General features: G+C 56.1%; 20 protein-coding genes and 3 pseudogenes. 14 read left to right on the top strand and 9 right to left on the bottom strand.

The genetic code is table 11. The features are described 5' to 3' along the window. Nucleotides 1-15: 15 nt before the first annotated feature. From VGC33_RS16475 to VGC33_RS16465, 3 genes are read left to right on the top strand one after another with little or no spacing between them, the layout of a single operon-like run. On the top strand, nt 16-2,070 hold the full coding sequence (locus VGC33_RS16475; protein ID WP_331121854.1) for a hydantoinase/oxoprolinase family protein: 2,055 nt from the start codon (nt 16-18) through the stop codon (nt 2,068-2,070). 3 nt (nt 2,071-2,073) lie between these two features. Further along, nucleotides 2,074-3,183, top strand: a complete 1,110-nt coding sequence (locus VGC33_RS16470) for an ABC transporter ATP-binding protein (RefSeq protein ID WP_331121853.1) — start codon at nt 2,074-2,076, stop codon at nt 3,181-3,183. Continuing rightward, on the top strand, nt 3,180-4,229 hold the full coding sequence (locus tag VGC33_RS16465; protein ID WP_331121852.1) for an ABC transporter ATP-binding protein: 1,050 nt from the start codon (nt 3,180-3,182) through the stop codon (nt 4,227-4,229). The genes VGC33_RS16470 and VGC33_RS16465 overlap by 4 nt, the downstream gene beginning before the upstream one ends. On the opposite strand, the gene VGC33_RS16460 is transcribed toward VGC33_RS16465, so the two are convergent. The 6 genes from VGC33_RS16460 to VGC33_RS16435 form a co-directional block, all read right to left on the bottom strand. Beyond that, on the bottom strand, nt 4,194-4,781 hold the full coding sequence (locus VGC33_RS16460; protein WP_331121864.1) for a LysE family translocator: 588 nt from the start codon (nt 4,779-4,781) through the stop codon (nt 4,194-4,196). The genes VGC33_RS16465 and VGC33_RS16460 overlap by 36 nt on opposite strands. A gap of 135 nt (nt 4,782-4,916) precedes the next feature. Then, nucleotides 4,917-5,735 (bottom strand): AraC family transcriptional regulator, encoded by an 819-nt coding sequence (locus VGC33_RS16455; RefSeq protein ID WP_331121851.1) that lies wholly within the window; start codon nt 5,733-5,735, stop codon nt 4,917-4,919. A 108-nt stretch (nt 5,736-5,843) separates the two neighbouring features. Then, nucleotides 5,844-6,743, bottom strand: a complete 900-nt coding sequence (locus VGC33_RS16450; RefSeq protein ID WP_331121850.1) for a dihydrodipicolinate synthase family protein — start codon at nt 6,741-6,743, stop codon at nt 5,844-5,846. A 68-nt stretch (nt 6,744-6,811) separates the two neighbouring features. Next, nucleotides 6,812-8,155: an MFS transporter gene (locus tag VGC33_RS16445; RefSeq protein ID WP_331121849.1), complete on the bottom strand. Its 1,344-nt coding sequence runs from the start codon at nt 8,153-8,155 to the stop codon at nt 6,812-6,814. A 76-nt stretch (nt 8,156-8,231) separates the two neighbouring features. Then, nucleotides 8,232-9,752: a D-arabinonate dehydratase gene (locus tag VGC33_RS16440; RefSeq protein WP_331121848.1), complete on the bottom strand. Its 1,521-nt coding sequence runs from the start codon at nt 9,750-9,752 to the stop codon at nt 8,232-8,234. 224 nt (nt 9,753-9,976) lie between these two features. Continuing rightward, entirely contained in the window at nt 9,977-10,732 is a 756-nt protein-coding gene (locus tag VGC33_RS16435) for an IclR family transcriptional regulator (RefSeq protein ID WP_331121863.1), read from the bottom strand. 97 nt (nt 10,733-10,829) lie between these two features. On the opposite strand from VGC33_RS16435, the gene VGC33_RS16430 reads away from it, so the two are divergent. From VGC33_RS16430 to VGC33_RS16395, 8 genes are all read left to right on the top strand, one after another. After that, nucleotides 10,830-11,138: a hypothetical protein gene (locus VGC33_RS16430; protein WP_331121847.1), complete on the top strand. Its 309-nt coding sequence runs from the start codon at nt 10,830-10,832 to the stop codon at nt 11,136-11,138. Nucleotides 11,139-11,232: 94 nt separating this feature from the next. Further along, nucleotides 11,233-12,090 (top strand): transporter substrate-binding domain-containing protein, encoded by an 858-nt coding sequence (locus VGC33_RS16425; RefSeq protein ID WP_331121846.1) that lies wholly within the window; start codon nt 11,233-11,235, stop codon nt 12,088-12,090. Between the two features lie 9 nt (nt 12,091-12,099). Beyond that, nucleotides 12,100-12,759 carry an amino acid ABC transporter permease gene (locus VGC33_RS16420; RefSeq protein ID WP_331121845.1) on the top strand — a complete coding sequence of 220 codons (660 nt, stop codon included), beginning with the start codon at nt 12,100-12,102 and terminating at the stop codon, nt 12,757-12,759. After that, a complete protein-coding gene (locus VGC33_RS16415) occupies nt 12,756-13,397 on the top strand; it encodes an amino acid ABC transporter permease (protein WP_331121844.1) in 642 nt (213 codons plus the stop codon). Before VGC33_RS16420 ends, VGC33_RS16415 begins: the two co-directional genes overlap by 4 nt. Nucleotides 13,398-13,402: 5 nt before the next feature. Continuing rightward, a complete protein-coding gene (locus VGC33_RS16410; protein ID WP_331121843.1) occupies nt 13,403-14,215 on the top strand; it encodes an amino acid ABC transporter ATP-binding protein in 813 nt (270 codons plus the stop codon). Then, the gene (locus tag VGC33_RS16405) at nt 14,205-15,461 is read left to right on the top strand and encodes a M20 family metallo-hydrolase (protein ID WP_331121842.1); all 1,257 of its coding nucleotides are present in this window, start codon (nt 14,205-14,207) and stop codon (nt 15,459-15,461) included. The genes VGC33_RS16410 and VGC33_RS16405 overlap by 11 nt, the downstream gene beginning before the upstream one ends. Beyond that, entirely contained in the window at nt 15,458-16,156 is a 699-nt protein-coding gene (locus tag VGC33_RS16400) for a DUF1989 domain-containing protein (protein WP_331121841.1), read from the top strand. Before VGC33_RS16405 ends, VGC33_RS16400 begins: the two co-directional genes overlap by 4 nt. Before the next feature lie 66 nt (nt 16,157-16,222). Further along, nucleotides 16,223-16,813: a cupin domain-containing protein gene (locus tag VGC33_RS16395; protein WP_331121840.1), complete on the top strand. Its 591-nt coding sequence runs from the start codon at nt 16,223-16,225 to the stop codon at nt 16,811-16,813. Nucleotides 16,814-16,978: 165 nt separating this feature from the next. Here the strand turns inward: VGC33_RS16395 and VGC33_RS16390 are convergent. Together VGC33_RS16390 and VGC33_RS16385 are read right to left on the bottom strand one after the other, a co-directional pair. Next, nucleotides 16,979-17,110 (bottom strand): annotated as a pseudogene (locus VGC33_RS16390) (integrase core domain-containing protein); the annotation flags it as partial. 374 nt (nt 17,111-17,484) lie between these two features. Next, entirely contained in the window at nt 17,485-18,378 is an 894-nt protein-coding gene (locus VGC33_RS16385; RefSeq protein WP_331121839.1) for a LysR substrate-binding domain-containing protein, read from the bottom strand. A gap of 101 nt (nt 18,379-18,479) precedes the next feature. On the opposite strand from VGC33_RS16385, the gene VGC33_RS16380 reads away from it, so the two are divergent. The 3 genes and pseudogenes from VGC33_RS16380 to VGC33_RS16370 form a co-directional block, all read left to right on the top strand. Then, nucleotides 18,480-18,809 carry a YciI family protein gene (locus VGC33_RS16380; protein ID WP_331121838.1) on the top strand — a complete coding sequence of 110 codons (330 nt, stop codon included), beginning with the start codon at nt 18,480-18,482 and terminating at the stop codon, nt 18,807-18,809. Nucleotides 18,810-18,829: 20 nt separating this feature from the next. After that, the gene (locus VGC33_RS16375; RefSeq protein ID WP_331121837.1) at nt 18,830-19,414 is read left to right on the top strand and encodes an NIPSNAP family protein; all 585 of its coding nucleotides are present in this window, start codon (nt 18,830-18,832) and stop codon (nt 19,412-19,414) included. Nucleotides 19,415-19,597: 183 nt separating this feature from the next. Then, nucleotides 19,598-20,120: pseudogene (locus VGC33_RS16370) on the top strand (DNA polymerase Y subunit UmuC family protein); the annotation flags it as partial. On the opposite strand, the pseudogene VGC33_RS16365 reads toward VGC33_RS16370, so the two are convergent. Further along, nucleotides 20,089-21,035 (bottom strand): annotated as a pseudogene (locus tag VGC33_RS16365) (IS3 family transposase); the annotation flags it as partial. The pseudogenes VGC33_RS16370 and VGC33_RS16365 overlap by 32 nt on opposite strands. Between the last annotated feature and the right edge of the window lie 59 nt (nt 21,036-21,094).

Below are 21,094 nucleotides of genomic sequence, written 5' to 3'. Positions count from 1 at the left end.
TAAGGGTCGTTTATCATGGATCACATGCTTTCCATCGCTGTCGATACTGGCGGCACGTTTACTGATATTACATTGGTCGATCGCCGTACCGGCAAACTCTATAAGGCTAAAACGCCCTCGACGCCGGAAGATCCGTCGGTGGGTTTCGTGACGGGTATGCGGCGCATCCTCGCCGATACCGGTATGCGGGCTGAGGACGTCAGCCACGTTTTTCATGGCACAACGGTTGCCACTAATACCATCCTGGAGATGGATGGCGCCGAATGCGCCTTGCTGACCACCACCGGATTCCGGCATGTACTGGAAATCGGACGGCACGATATTCCCCGCAACGAGAATATCTATTCCTGGGTGAAGCCGGAACGACCGGTGCCGGCCGAACGCATCTATGAAATTGACGGCCGCATGGATTTTGAAGGACATGAACTGGCGCCGCTATCCGAGGAGAAGGTGCGCGCCGCCATTATCCGCATCAAGCGTCTAAACATTAAGGCTATCGCGGTGTGTTATCTGCATTCTTATGCCAACGCCAGCCATGAGCAGCGGACCCGCGCCATTATCGCGCAAGAGTATCCGCAAGCGCTGGTGTCGCTGTCGTCAGAGGTCTTGCCGACCTTCCGGGAATTCGAGCGCAGCATGGCGACGCTGCTGAACTGTTACGTCATGCCAAAGGTATCGAGCTATGTCATTCGTCTGGAACAACGGATCGCGGCCGATGGCGTTAACGGCCGCCTGCTGCTGATGAAATCCAGCGGCGGCGTGACCGGGGTGGAGACTATTCGCCGCCAGCCGGTCCAAACCGCCTTGTCGGGTCCGGCTGCGGGGGTGATCGGCGCCGGGCTGGTCGGTCGGCTCGCGGGCGAGAGCAAGCTGATTTCGTTTGATGTCGGCGGCACCTCGGCGGATATCTGCCTGATCAATGGCGGTGATGCCAATGTGACCACGGAAGGCCATGTAGGCGATTGGCCGCTGAGTTTGCCGATGATCGATATCCATACTATTGGCGCCGGCGGCGGTTCGATTGCCCGCCTGGTCAATGGTTCGCTGCTGGTGGGGCCCATGAGCGCCGGCGCCATGCCGGGACCCGTTTGCTACGGCCGCGGCGGCAAAGAGCCCACGGTGACGGACGCGCATCTGGTGCTCGGCCATTTAACGCCCCGCCTGTTAAACGGCGAAATGACGCTGGATATCGACGCGGCGGCCAACGCTATCGAAGAATACATTGCCAAACCCTTAGGCTTGTCGGTCGAAGATGCCGCAAGCGGCATTATCGATATCGCCAATAATAATATGATGGGCGCCATCCGCGAAGTGTCAGTGGTGCGCGGCCACGATCCGGCCGATTTCGCCCTGGTGCCTTTCGGCGGCGCCGGACCGCTGCATAGCGGCTTTCTGACCCGCCTGTTAGGTATGAAGGCCGCTATCATCTCCCCAGAAGCCGGCGTGTTATCGAGTCTGGGGTTGCTGTCCTCCGATCTGAAAAACGATTTCTCCGTTACCTGTATCCTGCGCGCGCCGGATTACGACCTCGAACGTCTGGCGCATTCGTTCAGCGAACTGAACGCCGGCGCGGTCGCCTGGCTTGACGCTGAACAGGTGCCTGACGCGGGCCGCGCCATTGAATGGTATGTGGGCATGCGTTATATCCACCAGGGTTTTGAACTGACCATACCCTGGCAAGGCAGCGACGTAACGCTTGATGAATTACAGCGGGCGATAGCGAGTTTTCATGCCGCACATCACCAATTGTATACTTTCTCGCAACCCGAAATGCCGGTGGAAGTGGTGCTGGCCCGCGTCAAGGCCACGGGCCGGCTGGCCAAACCGCAATTGCCTAAGCTCGGTACGGAAGAGGCGCCGGCCACGGAGGCCATGAGCGGCAGCCAGCGGGTATATGCCGGCGGGGAATGGCTGACCTGCCCTATCTATGAACGGGTCCGGCTGGGCGCCGCCGCCGCCGTCAAGGGGCCGGCGATCATCGAACAACTGGATGCGACCACCTATCTGCTGCCCGGGCAAATTGCCCGGGTGGACGCCTACGGCAACCTTATTGTGCGCGAGGACGATTGAGCGATGCCAAAACCAAAACCACTCATTGATGTTCGCGACCTGGAAACGGTCTATGACACCGAAGACGGCGTAGTACGCGCCGTTGATGGCGTCAGCTTTCAAGTCCAGGCAGGCGAGACGCTGGCGATCGTTGGTGAATCTGGTTGCGGCAAAAGTCAAACCTGCCTGTCTATCATGCGTCTGATTGATAAGCCGGGCAGGATTGCCGGCGGGACGATTTTATTCCGCGATCGCCATCTGCTTTCTTACTCAGAGAAAGACATGAGCACCATTCGCGGCAATAAAATCTCGATGATCTTTCAGGAGCCGATGACCTCGCTGAATCCTATTTTCACCATAGGATCACAGTTGTCCGAGGCCATCCGTCTGCATCAGGGCCTGTCGCGCGCCGCCGCCGCCCGGGAGGCGATCGAGGCGCTGCGCCTGGTCGGCATTCCCTCGCCGGAGCGGCGCGTGCGGGATTACCCGCACCAGCTTTCGGGCGGCATGCGCCAACGGGTAATGATTGCGATGGCGTTGTTCACCCATCCCGACCTGCTTATCGCCGATGAGCCGACCACCGCGCTGGATGTGACGATCCAGGCGCAGGTGCTTGAGTTGATGAAGCAGCTTAAACACACGCTTAATATGTCGATTATTCTGGTGACGCACGATCTCGGCGTGGTGGCGGAGATGGCGGAGCGGGTCATTGTGATGTATTGCGGCCGTGTGGTGGAAAGCGCTGATGTATTTTCACTGTTTGCCCATCCCGGGCATCCGTATACCGAAGGACTGCTCAACGCCATGCCACGCATGGACATTGAACAGGAAACGTTATTTGTTATCGAAGGCAACGTGCCTAATCCGAAACATTTCCCGGGCGGCTGCCGTTTCCATCCGCGCTGTATTTACGTCCAGGATATCTGCCGGCAAAACGATCCGCCATTACGCGAAGTTATCGCCGGACGCCACATCGCCTGTCATTTCGCGCAGGAGCGGATTGACGGTATCCCGATTTCGTTCCGGGCGCCGCCAGCTATCGTCCCGCCGTCACCGTCGCTGCCGGGATGCCCCGCACCCGCCGGGGAGCCGGCGGCGGAAAAGCCACCGTTGAAAAGAGGTCAAGCCCGATGACGTCACATCCGTTGCCGGCCAGCAACCCGCTTTTGCAGGTTGACGGCTTGAAAAAATATTTTCCCGCTAAAGGACGGCGGGGTACGATGCTCAAGGCCGTGGATGGCGTGAGTTTTACTCTGGCGAAAGGCGAAACCCTCGCCCTTATCGGCGAGTCGGGGTCGGGCAAAACCACGGTTGGCAAGACTATCCTACGCTTGCACGAGCCGACGGCGGGTCGGGCCATCTTTGAAGGCGTCGATATATTTGGGCTCATGCCTCGTCAACTGCGCAATCGCCGGCGTGATATGCAGATCATTTTCCAGGATCCCTTCGCCTCGCTCAACCCGCGCATGACGGTGGAGGAGCTGATCTCCGAGCCGTTCGATATTCACGGGCTGGCGGGTGGCCCGGACAGGGCGCGACGTATTGCGCGTCTGCTTGATCTGGTGGGGCTGGCCACGTTCCACGCCAGGCGATACCCCCATGAGTTTTCCGGCGGCCAGCGCCAGCGTATCGGCATTGCGCGCGCGCTGGCCCTCGATCCAAAGCTTATTGTCTGTGATGAGCCGGTTTCGGCCCTGGATGTATCCATACAATCGCAGATCCTCAACCTGCTGCGCCAACTCCAGCAGGAGCTTGATCTCAGCTATCTGTTTATCGCCCACGGGATGGCGGCGGTTAAACATATTTCTCATCGGGTGGCGGTGATGTATCTCGGGAAAATTATGGAAATCGCGCCGACGCGCATGCTTTATTCGACACCGCTTCATCCCTATAGCGAAGCGCTGATGTCGGCCATCCCGGTGCCGGACCCCACAGTGAGGCGCCAGCGCATTATTCTGGAAGGCGATATCCCGACGCCGCTTAATGTACCGGGCGGGTGCCGGTTCCATACCCGCTGCCCCTACGCCGCGTCCGTGGGAGATAAGTGCCGTACCGTCGAGCCCACACTTAGCGATATGGGCGATGGCCGCCTGGTGGCCTGCCATTTGCGCGATAAACCCGGCGCTTACCCGTCCGCGGCCACCTTATCCGTGCTTTCCGCTGGCAAGCAGCTCATATAACATAATGGCCGCCACGATTATCAGCAGCCCGCCCATCAATTGGTTGAAGCGTGAGAAATAACCGGTATGGGTCACGCTGCGGCCTATCAATGCCCCCAACAGCGCGTAGCAACCCGGCGCGCCGGCGCCGCCAATACCTAATAGCAACGACAGCAGAAAAATCGTGTTGCCGGTCACATGGGCGGCCGGGAACATCATCGTGGTGATTGGCAGCACCACCAGCATGCTTTTTGGATTAAAAGACTGAATCAAAAATCCATTCCAGAAGGTTAATCTTTTCATCGGGGCCGCCGTGACGTTAGCATCGATATCCACCCGGCTGTGCAGTATTTTTATCCCGAGATAAAAGGTATAAGCGATCCCCGCCACGCTGATATAGGGTAAATACGCGGCGGTGATTAATGACTCGCCAAGATAACCAAACAGAATAAAAAGACAAAACAAAGACATGCCAACGCCGATAAAAAAACCGACGGTACGGCGCAATTGACCGGTTAATCCCGCGCCGAGGCCCATGATGTTAACCGGTCCCGGGCTATACATCACACTCACAGCAAACAAAAATATTTCCACCCTTCTCTCCTCGTGTCCAAGCCACTAATCAGAACAAAATTGAACCCTGATTTATGGCGACGTTGTTGAGAGAGTAAACCGTGCGGAAACGCTATTCTTGTAGGTTTGTGCAGCCTAGGTTGCCGGGGACACCATCTTTTTCCATTTATAAGGCGATATGCCGAAGGCCTGGCCAAAGTGTCGGCTCATATGGCTTTGATCATAAAATCCGGCCGCCAGCGCCGCCTCCACCAATGTTTGCCCGCCTATCAGCGCCTTTTTAACAATATCCAGCCGCCGCATGATCAGATAACGGTGTGGCGACGTGCCGAACATCTGGCGAAAATCACGGGAAAGCCCCCAGCGATCGCGGTTTGCATGTTCCGACAATTGTTCAATAGTGACAGGGGAGCCAAGGTTGTCATGGATAAATGCCCTGGCGCGTTCGGCGGCGGCATAATCCAGCGCGGCCCGCGGCAGAGGCGGGGTTGCGCCGGAAACCGCATTTAACGCCAGCGCCAGATCGTACAGGGCGTCATCCTTTTCCAGCGATTCAAGCGGCGAGTCCAGCGCGCCCAATAATACCTTTGTCGCCGTAATCAGCCGGGCGTCGCAAGAAACTCCCCCCGGGATAAACGGCAGCGACCTGCCCGGTAAAACCTGCTGTATCAGCGCGGGTTCGATGTACATCATCCGGTAGAGAAAACCGTCCTCATTGCCGGCATGACCGTCATGCAATTCGTCGGGATGCAATACCATGATGCCGCCGGGCAGGTTGTTGCGCAGCGCGCCCCGATAGCGAAAACTCTGAACTCCGGCAACCGTCTGGCCGATGGCATAGGTATCATGACGATGGGGATCGTAAGCATGGCCGGAGAAAAAGGCTTCTATGGCTTCGATATGATGCGAACCCGGGCTGTGTACGATCCAGTCCCGGCCGTGGTTTGGTTTCATCGTTGCACGATCCTGTTATTCCGGAGGTATCGCCGTGATGTGATAGGCAAGACACAGTTTGCCACCATCCACAGACCCCCGGCGCATCACTTCGTGCTGCGATCGCCCCTACCTGATATTATGGATAATGTCTTTTACCAGGCTGATTTTCTCCGGGGATAATTTTCTGGCGGGGGCAATGACCTCGGTGGAGATAGCCACCCCGCTGGCGTTGATCGCTTCCTTGATCACCCCAAAAAATGGCGTTTCCAGCGCATAAAGCGGAGAAAGTTTGGCCAGGCGGCGCTGCAGGGAGAACGCGCGTTCATAGTCTTTTGCAATAAACGCCTTATAGATGCCGCCGGTGACTTCCGGCGCAAAGTTAAAGGTGGCGGGAATACCGCCATGCCCCCCGAGAATAAGCGTATCCAGCATATATTCGTCATATCCGGAGAAAATGATAAAGTCCGGCCTGAAGCCATGCACCAGATTAATGACTTCACGGGTGTGACTGATATTATCGATGGTATCTTTTATGCCGATGATATTGGGCACGTCGCGCGCCAGTCTGGTGATGACCTCCAGGCCGATATCCTGCCCGGTGAGGGCGGGAAAATTATACAGGAATACCGGTAGCGGGGTTGATTCCGCGATAGTGCGATAGTGATGATAAAGATAATCGCTATTCAGCTGCGCATAATAGGGGTTGACCACCAGCACCGCATCGGCCCCTATGGCGGCGGCATGTTGGCCGTACTCAATGGTCTCGGCGGTGCCGGGCGCGGCGATACCGAGCAGCACCGGCACCCGGCCGTCGACGTAGTTGACACAGAATTCGGCTACCGCCAGCCGGGTTTCATGGGACATATGGCAAAATTCTCCGCCGCTGCCCAGTATCAGCATGCCATTGGCGCCGCTGGTGATAATATGGTCCAGCAGCCTTGCCATGCCGGCTTCATCCAGATGGCCCTTACCGTCGACAATGGTCGGGACGGGTGGGAAAACACCTTTAAATTTATCAATATTCATTTAATACCACCGTATTGGGTCTATGAAAATCAGGGCTAGGTTTCGTCGCAATATCACAGGGTTTATCGTTATCTGACCGCTTCCACCCTTCCCTCCGGGCTTAACTGTTCATTGCCGATTTTTTTATCGAAATTAATGGCCAGCGAGCAGAGCAGATAACCTACCGCCGCGGCGGCAAAGAACATCATTGCGGCATAATAATTTCCAGTAGCCTGTACCAGAAAACCGATAAAGATGGGAATGATCGCCGCGGAAAGATTGCTGCTGAAATTCATCGCGCCACAGAGGGTTCCCGCGACCTTTTGCGCGCCGAGCAATGAAGGGATGGACCAGTAGACGCTTGCCCAGCGTAATGGAAACATCGCCACGGCGAGCAGGATTACCGCCATGATTGGATTGGTGCTATTGGCGCAAAGGAAAATGCCTGCCCCCGCGGTGATGGCTGAAATAGCCAGCATGGTATGCAGTACTTTGTTGGTGTCGCCGCCGCTGTTGCGCCAGCGGTCCATAATGTAGCCGCCGGTGAGCTGGCCGGCAAAGCAGCATAAAAAGATGATCGCCATGGCCCCGCCCATTGATTTGATATCAAAACCATAGGTTTTTTGAAAATAAAGCGGCAGCCAGGTCATCAAGCCATAAAATACGGTGCTGTAGCAAATCCATCCGCCGATAAGGGCCAGGGTGTTGCGCTGTTTGAAATAAGGTTTTATCTCCGCGAAGGTATATTTTTTACTGGGCTCCGCCGCGGACGGATTGCCGGCGATGATATGATCCAGCTCGGCTTGGTTGATTTTTGGATGCTCATGCGGATAGGTGCGGATATACCAATAGGCTAGCAAGCCGGCAAGCACGGTGGCGACGCCGGCAATAATAAACGCCATGCGCCATGAGCCGAATACCGCGATTAACCAGGTCAGGACAATAGCGCCCATGGCGGTGCCCAGCGCCGCGCCGCCGTCAAGCAGCATGGAGCCGCGTCCACGCTCGGTCGGGGTCAGCCAGGTGCCCATCAGTTTTGCCCCGGCCGGCATAATGGGCGATTCCGAGATACCCAGGCCAACCCGGGTCAGCGCAAGTAATACCGTGGTATGGCACATCGCGCCCAGCGCCTGGAATATTCCCCAGATGATGGTGGCCCAGGCGATGATAATGCGCGCTTTAAAGCGGTCCGCCATGATGCCGCTGGGCAGTTGCATCAGGGCATAGGCCCAAAAAAAGGTGCTATGCAGTAATCCGATGACCACCGCATCCTGGATATTGAATTCCCTGACGATATGCGGCATGGCAATCGCCAGGGACGTACGATCCATATAGTTAATCGCGCCCAGTAATAACAGGATAAGGAATATTCGCCATCTGACATTGGTAGGCTTGCCGTAGCTGCTGTTTGTATTTGTTATGTTATTAGACATAATGGTTACCTAAACCATATATACGTTATATGGCTTTTTATTAATCTATTTTGTAGGGAAGATTACCGTCGACAGATTACATAATCGAACCGATATTCCACGGGACAAATTCCGCGCTGCCATAACCGAACTGCTCGCTTTTGGTTTTTTTACCCGAAGCCATGTCCAGAATCATGCCGTAAAGTCGTTCGCCCACATCGGCGATGCTTTCCGTGCCGTCGACGACATTGCCACAGTTAAGGTCCATATCCTCTTCCTGCCGCCGCCATAACGTATTATTGGTCGCCAGTTTTAAACAAGGCGTGGGTTTACTGCCAAAGGCGGAACCCCGGCCGGTGGTAAAACACAGTACGTTGGCGCCGCCGGCAATCTGACCGGTCACCGCAATGGGGTCATAGCCCGGGGTATCCATGAACACCAGTCCTTTTGCCGTCACGGGTTCCGCATATTCATACACTTCGACCAAATTGGTCGTGCCGCCCTTGGCGATGCCGCCGAGGGATTTTTCCAGCACCGTGGTGAGCCCGCCGGTTTTATTTCCCGCCGACGGGTTATTGTTCATTTCACTGTTGGTTCTGCGGCAGTAATCTTCCCACCATTCTATCCGCGCGATAAGCTTCTTGCCCACCTCCGGCGAAACGGCCCGCCGGGTCAACAAATGCTCCGCGCCGTAGATCTCCGAGGTTTCCGAGAGAATGGCGCTACCGCCCTGCCGGACGATTTTATCGACGGCATAACCCAGCACCGGATTGGCCGAAATGCCCGAATAGCTGTCGGAGCCGCCACATTCCAGCGCCAGGATAAGTTCCGCTACCGGCACCGGCTCACGTTTGACCTGATTGGCCGTTGCCAGCATGCCATCGATAAGCGCGATGCCTTTATCGATGGTCTTGCGCGTTCCGCCGCTTTCCTGGATGGTCATGGTATGCAATGCCGGACCTTCCTCCAGCCGCTCAACCCGAATCAAGTCCTTGATTTGATTTGACTCACATCCCAGGCCGATAATAATGACGCCGGCAAAATTAACATGACGCGCATAACCGCTGAGCGTGCGGCGCATGACCACCATCGCTTCGCTGTCGAAACCAATGGCGCAGCCGAAGCTTTGCGGCAGCGCGACCACGCCGTCGACGTTCGGATAGTCTTCCAGGCCGGTTTTTTTATAATGATCTTCGATGGCGCGCGCCACGGTAGCGCTGCAGTTGACGCTGGTTAATATGCCGATGAAATTGCGGGTTGCGACACGCCCGTCGGCGCGGCGGATGCCCATGAAAGTATCCCGCGTTGCGTCGGGGACAAGGTCGATCGTATCTTCACCGTAGGCATAATCGCGGGCGAAGTCACCCATGCCCAGATTATGGGTATGAATATGTTCCCCTTTGGCGATAGGTTTTGCGGCAAAACCGATGATCTGGCCGTAGCGCTTAACGGCTTCACCTTGCTTGATATCGCGCAGCGCAATTTTATGCCCCTCGGGAATAGCCGTCAGCACGGTAAGCTGCTCATGCTGCAGCACGGTGCCGGCTTGGATCGGGCTGCGGGCAATGACGACATCATCTTTGGGATTGAGTTTAATAACCGGATAAACCTGGCTCATCACAATGCTCCTGAATCACGTAGCGGTAAGATTGACCATCTGGGTCTTGTTCTTTATACAGAACTACAGTTCTTTTAATAGAACAATTTTGCTCGCTGGGATTTGGGGTGTCAACGCATTGAACAGAAAGTTATCGCTTTTGTGACTGTCTTCAAATTAATCGATGAGTCTGTTTTTTAAGCGCCGGCGCGCCGTGGCGGCGCGCCTTGCTGGCGGAGGCGGGGTTACTTGATTTTGTCGGTAATCGTCCTGGCGGCCTGCGCCAGGAGTGTCGCTATTTCTTCGTGATGGTTTTCAGGCAGTTGAAAAGAAACGCCGGATACGCTGATGGCGGCAATCACGCGCTGATTACCGTCGAACACCGGGACGGCGATACATCTTACCCCCTCGCTGTCCTCTTCATTATCGTAGGCCCAGCCGCGTTGCCGGACCAGGGCGAGCTCGGCGTTAAGCCGCCGCTTATCGGTGATGGTGGTGCCGGTATAGCGTGGCAGCGTCTCTTCATCGGTCAGCAGCGCGTTTCTTTCCTCGACGGTCAACCATGCCATCAGCGCCTTGCCCAGGCCTGAACTGTGCAGCGAGAGTCGCTTGCCTTCCCAACTGCGGATCACGATGGCGCGGGGGCTTTCTAATTTTGCCAGGTATATCGGGGTATTCCCTTCCAACACGCCCAGATGGCATGTCAGCTCAGTGCTATCGCGCAGGTTAACCAGCACCGGCATGGCGATATTTTTGATATCAAACTGCTGGATGGCTTTATTGCCAAGCTCATATAAGCGCAGCCCTAAACAATATTTATCGCCAACCTGCCTTATCAGCCCATGCGTTATCATCCCGCTCAGCAAGGAGGAAGTGGTGCTTTTTGCCATGTTCAGGCCTTGATAAATCTGCGTGAACGTGGCCCCTTTTTTATCGGAGAGGTAATCGCAGATATCCACGACTTTATCAAGCGCGGGAACTTGAGTAGTTATTTTTTTCATCATAAGGCCGCTTTCGGGCAAGAGTGGCAATGCCGGTTATCAAATTCAGAACCGTAGCATAACTCTTTTTATTTCAGGGTGCTAACGGAACACCGGTTTGTCCGGCGCGTCGGGTCAAAAAGGTAACGGCCCCTTTACCGTCTTCTTCCGCGGCAGCCCGATCGATCCGCTGCGGTTTTTCCAGCCGGCTGATGACCTTGGGATCCATTCCCGCTACAGGCGCCTGCCGCACAATATAGGTGCAACGGCGCACCACCGGCAGACATCGGGCCGACGTCAACACATCAATGTTGTTTCGCCTTGCGGCAATGTATCGCTTTTTTACTTTCCCCTCCGCTTAATAAAACACCGGAAATACTTAAAATATCATCATAAACAGTCAGATAAAACTTTAGATATTTTTTAACCGGCGCAATGAACTTACTGGCACATTTCATGCTTATATCATTTCATGCAAGTAACTTGAATAACAGGAATGTCACTTTCACCGGGGGAATACCATGCTATTGAGTAAAGTCACCACCGCGCTGTGCGCGTCCGCATTATGTATTGCCAGCGGGCTCGCCTTGCCCGCGAGCGCCGCCGATCTGCTGGATCGCGTTACCGCCGATAAAACGCTGACCATCGCCACCGAAGCCCGCTATGCGCCGTTTGAGTTTGTTCAAGATGGCAACATCGTCGGGTATGATGTCGACCTGATGAACCATATCGTGCAAAAACACCTGCCGGGAGTAAAGGTGAAACAACTGGATCTGCCGTTCCAGGGGATACTGCCGGGGCTGGACGCCAAGAAATTTGATTTTGTGGTTACCGCGGTCACCGTCAATAAACAACGCATGGAACATTTCGCCTTTACGGTGCCGATCGCCGAATCCACCGTCGCCCTGCTTAAACGCGACAGCGATACCTCCATGGCCTCGCTTGACGATCTCAGCGGCAAAGTTGTCGGCTCGCAGGCCGGCTCCGGCCAGCTCCAGGTGCTGCAGTTATTCGATCAGCAGCTGAAAGCCGGCAACAAACCGGGCCTGAAAGAAATCAAGCAGTACGTCTCTTTTGATGAAGCCTATGCGGATCTGGCCAATAAACGCCTTGACGGCGTGGCGCAGTCGTTGGCCAACCTCGGTCCGCTGATCAAAAGCCGCCCCGGCATGTTCGGCACGCTGAAACCCATGCTTGGCCCGACTACCTACTTTGGCTGGACCGGGCGTAAAGACGAGGATAGCGCCCGGCTGGTCAAGCTGTTCAGCGACGGTATTGCCGAGGCCAATCGCGACGGCACGATGCGGGCGCTGCAGGAGAAATGGTTTGGCTTTACCATGGACGTGCCGGCGGATCGGATGCCGGCGCCCAGCCTGTAAGGCGGCGGCATGGCAGATTTCTACTCGTTGTTGCTTTCCTGGCTTCCCGTCCTGCTCAACGGCGCGGTAACGACCGCGTCATTGTGCCTGACCGCCATCGTCGCCGGCTTTTTTGTCGGCGTGGGCCTTCATCTGATGGCGCTCAGCCGGCTATGGATATGGCGGGGTATTGCCGGCGCCTGGGTCAGCCTGTTTCGCGGCACCCCAGTGCTGGCGCAAATGCTGCTGTGCTTTTATCTCCCCGGCGAGCTGGGGCTGGAGATGTCCGGCTACCTCGCCGCCGTCCTGGCCCTGACGTTCAATACCGCGGCCTACCAATCGCAGATTCTGCGCAGCGGTTTTGCCGCCATCCCGCCCGGTCAATTGGAAGCGGCGGAAACCTGCGGCCTAAGCACCCGGCAAGCACTCTGGCATATCCAGGTGCCGCAGGTACTGCGCCTGACGCTGCCCGCACTGGTGTCCGAGCTGATTGATGTCATCAAGGCCTCCGCCGTGGTGTCTGTCATCGCCATTACCGATCTGATGCGGGTGGGACAGCAACTCGCCTCGTCAACCTACCGTCCCCTGCAGGTCTATATCGCCACCGCGCTGGTCTATCTGCTGCTGACCAGCCTGCTGGCGCTATTGGGCCGCTATTTCGAACGTCGCTGGGTGAAGGAAAGAACATGAAAGATCTTCTTCTCTATTTGCCTGATTATCTGCGCGCGATGGGCATCACCCTGTGGCTCAGCGCGTGTTCGGCGCTGTTGGGCGGCCTGCTGGGGTTCGCCGTCCATGCGCTGTGCCGGCGGCGGCGGGCGGCATACGCGCTGTGGCGCGCCTATGTATGGCTGATTCGCGGCACCCCCTACCTGGCGCAGCTGGCGGTGATTTACTTCGGGCTGCCGTCGGTGGGCATCATGCTCAGCGCCACCGGAGCCACCATTTTATCGCTGACCTTATACAGCGCCGCCTATTTCAGCGAAATCTTCCGCTCCAGCTGGCAAAGCATCACCCGCGGCCAGCTGGAAGCGGCGGAAGTCCATGCCATTTCGCGCTGGCAGAGCTTCTGGCATATCCAAACGCCGCAGGCGGTCCGCTTCAGCCTGCCGCTGCTCGGCAACCAGTTGATCCTGACGATTAAAGAAAGCGCGGTGGCCTCGGTTATCACCGTGCCCGAGCTCACCATGACGACGGGACAAATCGTCGCCAATACCTATACCTATGTCCTGCCCTACGCATTGCTGATCCTGAGCTATTGGCTGTTGGCGCAGGCCGTCAGCCTGGGCATTCGCCTGCTCGGTCGCTGGCAGACCTCTCAAGGATAATATTTATGGCCGAATCCATTATCGAACTGCGCGGCGTCGGCAAATCATTTGATGGCCACCGGGTGCTGAAGAATATCAACCTGGCGGTCGACGCCGGCGAGATCGTGACGCTTATCGGGCCCTCCGGTTCGGGCAAAACCACCGCGCTGCGCTGCATGAACTTCCTTGAAGCCTACGATGAAGGAGAAATCCGCATTAAGGGCCAGCTATTGGGCTACAGCGGACCGGGGCGCGAGCCGCGCCATCGCGACGGCGCCGCGCTGATCGCGGAAGTACGCCGTCCGCTGGCCATGGTGTTTCAGCAGTTTAATCTGTGGCCGCATATGACGGTGCTGGAGAACGTTGCGGCGCCGCTGGTACTGGGCAAAAAGCTGTCGCGCCAGGAAGCGCGCCGCCGCGCCGCCGCCGCCCTGGCGCAGGTGGGCATGACGGAAAAAGCCGACGCCTGGCCGTCCCGCCTGTCCGGCGGGCAACAGCAGCGCGTCGGCATTGCACGCGCCCTGGCGCTGGAACCGGAACTGCTGCTCCTGGATGAGCCGACGTCGGCGCTGGACCCCGAACGGGTGGAAGAAGTACTGGATGTGATCAGGGCGCTGGCGCAAAAAGGCATCACTATGGTGATGGTCACCCATGAGATGTCGTTCGCGGCGCATATTTCTTCGCGCATTGTCTTTATGGCCGAGGGTTGCGTGGTGGAAAGCGGGCCGCCGGGCACGCTGCTGCGTAGCCCGCGCACCGAACGCCTTCGGGCCTTTCTCGCCCCCTGGTTCCAGCGCCCGCTGCAACTTGACGAGCCGGAGGCCGGCCATGTCCAGTGAACCGGGCATGCTGGTCGCGGGTTACGTACGCCAGGAGCGACTGCTCGACAACCTGGCCGCTCTCGCCCGTTTCGGCGCGCTGCCGGCCGGCGGGGTGAATCGCCAAGCCCTGTCCGCTGAAGACCTGGCCGCCAGGGAATGGATTATCGATCTGGCCGTGGCGTTGGGCTGCGAGGTGACCACCGACCAATGCGCCAACCTGTTTATCCGCCGCGCCGGGTTGCGGGATTTGCCGCCGGTGGTGACCGGCAGCCATATCGACACTCAGCCGTGCGGCGGAAACCTGGACGGGTGCTATGGGGTGATGGCGGGCATTGAATGTCTCTTCGCGCTTAATGAGGCCGGTATCGTCACCCAGCGGCCGCTGGAGGTGGTTATCTGGACCAACGAAGAAGGCAGCCGCTTCTCTCCCGGCGCCATGGGCTCCTGCGCCTTTGTCAACCCGGAGCGCCTGACGGATTACCTGGATAATCAAGACCAGGACGGCATAAAGGTCAGCGCCGCGCTGGCCGAGTGCCACCGCCGCTTTGCCGCGCTTGGGCGCCGCGCCCGCCATCCGATGGCGGCTTTTATCGAACTGCATATTGAACAAGGCCCGGTGCTTGAGCAGGCCGGCCTGCCCCTGGCCGTGGTGCAGGGCATCCAGGGCGTGAGATGGTACCAAATCCGCTGTCTTGGCCGCAGCGCCCATGCGGGAACCACGCCGATGGACCGACGCGAGGACGCCATGACGCTGGCGCGGCGCGTGGCGGACCGCATTGAACAGGCGGTGGCCGATGTGCCGGCGGACCAGTTGCGTTTAACCTTTGGCTGCTGGCAGGTGGCGCCCAACGCCATTAACACCGTGGCGGGCGAGGTTGGCTTTACGGTGGATTTCCGTTATCCCGACGCCGCCGTACTGGACCGCTTTGACGCGGCGATCGCAAGCCTTGCCGCCGGCAACGTGATCATTACGCCGATGCTGAGCCAGCCGCCGGTGGCCTTCGACGCGCAGCTGCTGGCGCGGCAGCGGGCGTGTTGCGCGGCGCTGGCCATTCCCGCCGGCCAGCTGGTTTCCGGTGCGTTCCATGACGCCATGCATTTGGCCGCACACTGTCCCACCGGCATGTTTTTTGTTCCCAGCCGCGACGGCGTCAGCCATAACCCGGCCGAATATACCGATCCCCATTCGCTCTGGCTTGGCGCCAGGGCCCTCGCCTGCTGTCTGACGGAGCTGGCAAACCCATTAACAGGAGTCACATTATGAGCACCACCCACTACCCGGCCTGCTGTGAAAAAGATAACGGCACGGCGCTTGGCACCAACGCCACCGCCACCTCGCCGATTTCAGCCGACGGCACGCCGCTGCCCGGCGAGCTGTATACGGTACCCGCCCGCTGCGGCCGCGCGGTTCGCCTGCATAAAGGCCAGGTTATCCGCATTGTCAATACGCCGGGAAGCCAGGTGTGCGATACCTGGCTGTTCAACAGCGAAGACCTGAGCGAGTTCTCCTCCATGGAACATACCCGCGCGTTTATCGACCGGATCATCCCCAAGCCGGGCGATGCGCTGGTCACCAACCAGCGGCGGCCCATCGGCACCCTGCTGGCCGACGCGTCGCCGGGCGTGCATGATACCCTGATCGCCGCCTGCGACCTGTTCCGCTACAGCAATATGGGCATTACCGAATACCATGACAGCTGCGCGGACAATATGCGCCTGGCGCTGAACGCCATCGGCCTGCGCGCCCGCGAAGTGCCACAGCCGCTCAATCTGTGGATGAATACCCCGGTGAATCCCGATTACAGCATCTCCTGGCTACCGGCCGTCAGCAAAGCGGGCGACTATGTGGAGATCCGCGCCGAGCTGGACTGCATTGTGGTGATGTCCGCCTGCCCGCAGGACATCGTGCCAATCAATGGTTGTAATCCGCAAGCGATTCATTTTAGTGTAACTGAATAACCTGTTACGCCATCCGTGGTCCGGCGGACCACGGATGGCGTTCACCTACATAACCGATAACCTGTCATGAAAAAAAACGGCGACACCAGCGGTACGGTATTACCCAACCTGGGCATGCGATTGCGCCATGCCCGCTTGGCGCAGGAATTGACCTTGAAGCAATTGGCGCAAAAGGTGGAATGCTCCGAGAGCCTGCTGTCCAAACTGGAAAACGAGCTGGCCTCCCCCTCCTTGGCCATGCTGCACCGGCTGGCCCGTTCACTGGAGACCAATATTTCCGACCTGATGGCCGAAAACTGGGTGGCTGATTCCCCGGTGCTGAAACCGGAACAGCGGCGGCGCAAACGGTTTATACAGCGCAATAAACAGGGCGGCATCGACCTGGAAAATTTGACGTATAACCATAAAGGCGGCCTGTTGCAGGGCAATATCCACATTATCGAACCGGGAGTGGCCAGCGATGGGCTGATTGAACATCATGGCGAGGAAATGGGCTATGTGCTGGCCGGCGAACTTGAGTTGTACCTGGGCGAAGAAACCCATCTCCTGGCTGCCGGCGACTCATTTTATTTCCCCAGCCATATCCCCCACGGCTATTGCAACATCGGGACAACGGTCGCGCAGGTGCTGTGGGTCAATACGCCGGTCACGTTCTGAGTTCCCTCGGCGCGGCAGTCGATCCTGGGCCGCGCTGGTTTTGAGATCGCGCTATAAACCGGATGGTGTTTATATACCGCCAACCGGGACTGGAACCTTAATACAGACACTACCCGAGCGGGAATGGACTGCCCCTAGGATCGTGGGCACTTCTGGCCTATAGGCTGATGATTTCCGCCGACGCTGATATTCTCTTGGTGAGCGATATCCCAATGCGCTGTGTGGGTGATATTCGTTGTAGTGCTCGAACGCCAGTGACAGGTTTATTACCGCCGTCTGGCTATCCGGTTTTGGCATTCAAGTCATCCTAGTAAACGCTGATACAAATTTAACATTAACGTAAGCCACAGCAAAATAGATTTAACCTTCTTGGCAAGTTTTCTCTTTGTTAGCCCTCGTTTAAGCCTATTATCGAATTACAGGGTTTTAAATGTCCCTGTAATAAAAATAAATAAAAACAATAAATTATTATCCTTATCGTGGCTTTTTACATCATTGTCTCTCAAACCCCAATGCCAGCATCCGTCCGAGGACGGATTATTTCTGACAGAACAGTTTCATCTTCTGTCTGCCTGAAAAATAGACAATTTAATTTTTACTGACCTGCGGCCGTTAATGCTACAGAACCCCCGAAAGCGGACATAAGTGGCGCACCGCGCTTAGCAGATTAATCAGTTAAAATATTCACACAGTTCATCTATGAAAACCTTATAGCGGGTTTCGTTTTTTCGGGACGGATCATATAACAAATTCATCGTCCGCTCCGGAATTTTATGGTCTTCCAGGATGGTGATGAGTTGTCCTTTTTTAATCGGTTGTTCAAGTCCTTTTTCATAGCCAATCAGAACGCCAGTTCCTTGCAATGCCGCTTCAAGCAATGCCCCCCAGTCGTTTATTGCCAGCCGGGACTTTACCTTCACCTCTGTGTTCCCCTTTGCGCTGACGAAGGGCCAGTGATGCAGCAATCCCGTCGGCCAGGGAAAAAAACCAAGGCACTCATGCTGATTTAGATCTGAGGGATGCCTCGGCCAGCCATGTATTGTCAGATATTGGGGGGCAGCACACACGATTAACCGGTAGGCGAACAGCGGTTTCGTGGCAAGCCTGAGGTTTTTATCGAGTTCACCAATTCGAAGAACCATATCAAAATTCTCAGAAGCGGGATTAATAACTTCATCGGACAGTGTGAGTTCAATATTCATTTGTGGATAACGCGCCATAAACTGGCTCAAAAACCCCACCAAAGCGTAACGCCCGAATGTTACTGGAGCATTCACTCTCAGCGTACCGGAAAGGACTTCGACAGTCCCGCTGGCTTCCCTGTCAGCATTATCAATAGCTTTCAAAATAGTCTCGCACCGCCTGAAGTACTGACAGCCTGCAGGCGTAAGGCTCTGCTTGCGCGTTGTTCTGTTCAGCAGGCGGGTCGCCAACTGCTTCTCCAGTGTTGCTATATGGCGAGCGACCATTTGAGGAGACATGCCGAGCTTGTCTGCGGCGGTGACAAAAGAGCCGGTCTGCACCGTGGTAATGAAAGCCTGCATCCCAGTCAATTTATCAAGCATTAACCACTCCTAGTTGTTTCAGAATGAAATGTTGGGCCATTTTAAAAGCCGTCAGTAGTTATTATGATCGATTATAAATAATCGCAAGGTTTAGAAAATCTATGAGCATCTATGTTGTGAGAATGGGTCATCCGGATGGACTTGAGTGGAGCATCTTTGTCCGTGAACATGTGCTTTACCTGAAAGAGCTTATCCGACAGGGAAAACTGATAGCTTCAGGTCCACTGAAGAACACTGCGTTACGGGCTGGCTTTCTTATATTTAAGGCAGAAACGCTGGAGGAAGTGAATGCAATGATTGGTGCAGATCCCTTTGCCCGTGAAAATCTCATTGTACAAATGGATATTCAGGAGTGGGATCCGCTTTTCGGTAAACTGAGTGGGTTTTCAAGTCGTATCACGGTCAACGAATTGTCTGATTTAGTTGATTAAACGAGGCAGTGGAGGAAGAAATGATTTACGAACTATGCCGTATTCAGGCATCTGCACTTACTTTTAAATCTGTCGCTAAACGGGCACTGCATGCACAGGGACCAGGCTTGCTTCTCGGGGTATGGCAGAGTGAAATTGGTGCGTTATTTCAGATAGTTTTGCTACGTTCATGGCCCAATGAAGCTGCACAGCGGGAAGCTCATGAACAGAGGCTTCTCGTGGCTGATGGAATGGGCATCCGGCCGGGCGAAAGTATTAGTTATGAATGCTTTAGTAAGTTTCCATTTCTGCCAGAGGTTACTTCTCCCCCGCAGGGAAAGGTTTTTGAACTGCGTACTTATTATCTTCGGCCGGGGGGGTTAACGCCCACCCTGAAGGGATGGGAAAAAGCGTTAAAACCGGCTCAGGAATACACTTCACATCTGGTGATCAACATGTATGCTTCAGACGGTCTCGACCGCATTATTCATTTATGGTCATTTGATTCGCTGGAACAACGTGCTGAATTACGCGCAAAGTATTACGCCCTTAATCTGTGGCCGCCGGAGGGGGGGCCGGAGCAGATAGTGTATGCCAGTAATACTATTCTGATGCCAATCGGGTGAGCGGGCGTTAAAGGTGGCAGGGCGACAGTCTTGCTTCTGCCATTTTTAGCTACTTCTGCATGCCGAATCTGCAGGAGCTGTGAGCAGCGGTTGTAATGTGATACAGCCAGCGATTGAAACCTGATACACCTCTTTGGGGTTCTACGCCGGCAATTTCGGCGGCCCGGCGTAGAACCCCAGATACGGCGGTTATGGGAGCAAGTCAGAAGCGGTACCGGACTGACGATCGGGGTCGGTATCGGTGCCACAAAACGCTGGCGAAATCTGCGCAGTATGCGTCAAAAAAAGTGGCCACAATTCCGGGGCATTCTCGCGCTGACTCCGGCAAATCCACGGCGAACAGAAAAGCTGCTATCCCTGCAGCCGGTTGAAGAAATATGGGGCGTGGGAAACCGGATAGCGAAGAAACTGCAGGTTATGGGGAGCACAACTGTCCTGCAGCTGCCCCTGGCTAACCAGATGTTTATCCTGAAGAATTTTAGCGTTGTACTCGAGCGAACTGTTAGGGAACTGAACGGAAAGAGCTGTATCTCGCTCGAAGAAGTACCGCCGGCATATCTCGGCCTTTATCAAAACTTGGTCGTTCGCCTCCAAAGAGTCATATTACGGGAATATTTCGACGGAAAAACGGATTACACCAAAGCGTGAAACCCGGGACATTATCACCGCTGCGGTTAACGCGCTGGACAGGGTCTGGGTACCCGGTGGATTTGACCCCATATATCCATACACCTATTCCCGCTTAGGCTGATGGTTTCCCCCTGCGCCGATATTCTCTTGGTGAGCGATTTCCTAAAGCGCTGTGCGGGTGATATTCGTTGTAATGTTCGAACGCTAACGACAGGTTTAACACTGCCGTCTGGCTGTCCGGTTTTGGCATCATGCCGATATAATCACGCTTCATCGTCTTAACGAAGCTTTCTGCTACACCGTTACTTTGTGGACTTCTGATCGCGGTCGTTCGGGGCTCCAGGCCCAGCATTTTAGCGAAGCTCCGGGTTTCATCGGCACGATAGGCCGAACCGTTATCCGTCAGCCATTCGGTGGGCGCTGTCGGCAGGTTTTGCCCGAACCGGCGTTCAACTGAGCGTAGCATAACGTCCTGTACCGTATCGCTGTCATAACCGCCGGTGCTGGCCGCCCAGTCCAAGGCTTCCCTGTCGCCACAGTCGATGGCGAAGGTGACTCGCAGCTTTTCGCCGTTATCGCATCGGAACTCGAAGCCATCCGAACTCCAGCGCCGATTGCTTGCGTCCACCGCCACCCGGCCTGTATGACGACGGGTATCCGGTGTGGGACGGGGTTTCGACTCTAACAACAAGCCGTTGTCACGCATCACGCGCCATACCCGTTTTGCGTTCACCCTCGCCAGACCTTCCTGCTCCGAACGGCGGCGCAGATTAGCCCAGATGCGTCGATAGCCATAACTCGGCAGGTCGGCCACTTCGGCACGGATGCGGGCCAATAATTCGGCGTCATCCTGATGCCGCTGCTTGCGGCCATCTTGCCAATCAGCCTGCCGGTAACGATAAAGCGAGAGCTGCGCACGTGACACATCCAGGGCTTCACTCACTGGTTTTACTCGCCGTCCCCGGGCAATAAGGGTCCGTGCGCAATCCATTAATGGGATGGTTCGCCCCCGTGTATAATTCTGGGGTTACGCCAACTCACTAATGAGGT

Origin of the sequence: Acerihabitans sp. (genome assembly GCF_036398755.1) — a bacterium.
GTDB lineage: Bacteria > Pseudomonadota > Gammaproteobacteria > Enterobacterales > Enterobacteriaceae > Acerihabitans.
The sequence above is the reverse complement of the archived record's forward strand: the minus strand, read 5'-3'. Positions and strand labels throughout refer to the sequence as shown.

Coding starts and splice junctions, on each gene's coding strand:
- VGC33_RS16440 (WP_331121848.1), bottom strand. CDS start 9,752: ATGAGCCAGGTTTATCCGGTTATTAAACTCAATCCCAAAGATGATGTC.
- VGC33_RS16425 (WP_331121846.1), top strand. CDS start 11,233: ATGCTATTGAGTAAAGTCACCACCGCGCTGTGCGCGTCCGCATTATGT.
- VGC33_RS16410 (WP_331121843.1), top strand. CDS start 13,403: ATGGCCGAATCCATTATCGAACTGCGCGGCGTCGGCAAATCATTTGAT.
- VGC33_RS16385 (WP_331121839.1), bottom strand. CDS start 18,378: ATGCTTGATAAATTGACTGGGATGCAGGCTTTCATTACCACGGTGCAG.
- VGC33_RS16465 (WP_331121852.1), top strand. CDS start 3,180: ATGACGTCACATCCGTTGCCGGCCAGCAACCCGCTTTTGCAGGTTGAC.
- VGC33_RS16470 (WP_331121853.1), top strand. CDS start 2,074: ATGCCAAAACCAAAACCACTCATTGATGTTCGCGACCTGGAAACGGTC.
- VGC33_RS16445 (WP_331121849.1), bottom strand. CDS start 8,155: ATGTCTAATAACATAACAAATACAAACAGCAGCTACGGCAAGCCTACC.
- VGC33_RS16415 (WP_331121844.1), top strand. CDS start 12,756: ATGAAAGATCTTCTTCTCTATTTGCCTGATTATCTGCGCGCGATGGGC.
- VGC33_RS16435 (WP_331121863.1), bottom strand. CDS start 10,732: ATGAAAAAAATAACTACTCAAGTTCCCGCGCTTGATAAAGTCGTGGAT.
- VGC33_RS16405 (WP_331121842.1), top strand. CDS start 14,205: ATGTCCAGTGAACCGGGCATGCTGGTCGCGGGTTACGTACGCCAGGAG.
- VGC33_RS16375 (WP_331121837.1), top strand. CDS start 18,830: ATGATTTACGAACTATGCCGTATTCAGGCATCTGCACTTACTTTTAAA.
- VGC33_RS16475 (WP_331121854.1), top strand. CDS start 16: ATGGATCACATGCTTTCCATCGCTGTCGATACTGGCGGCACGTTTACT.
- VGC33_RS16395 (WP_331121840.1), top strand. CDS start 16,223: ATGAAAAAAAACGGCGACACCAGCGGTACGGTATTACCCAACCTGGGC.
- VGC33_RS16450 (WP_331121850.1), bottom strand. CDS start 6,743: ATGAATATTGATAAATTTAAAGGTGTTTTCCCACCCGTCCCGACCATT.
- VGC33_RS16400 (WP_331121841.1), top strand. CDS start 15,458: ATGAGCACCACCCACTACCCGGCCTGCTGTGAAAAAGATAACGGCACG.
- VGC33_RS16455 (WP_331121851.1), bottom strand. CDS start 5,735: ATGAAACCAAACCACGGCCGGGACTGGATCGTACACAGCCCGGGTTCG.
- VGC33_RS16380 (WP_331121838.1), top strand. CDS start 18,480: ATGAGCATCTATGTTGTGAGAATGGGTCATCCGGATGGACTTGAGTGG.
- VGC33_RS16420 (WP_331121845.1), top strand. CDS start 12,100: ATGGCAGATTTCTACTCGTTGTTGCTTTCCTGGCTTCCCGTCCTGCTC.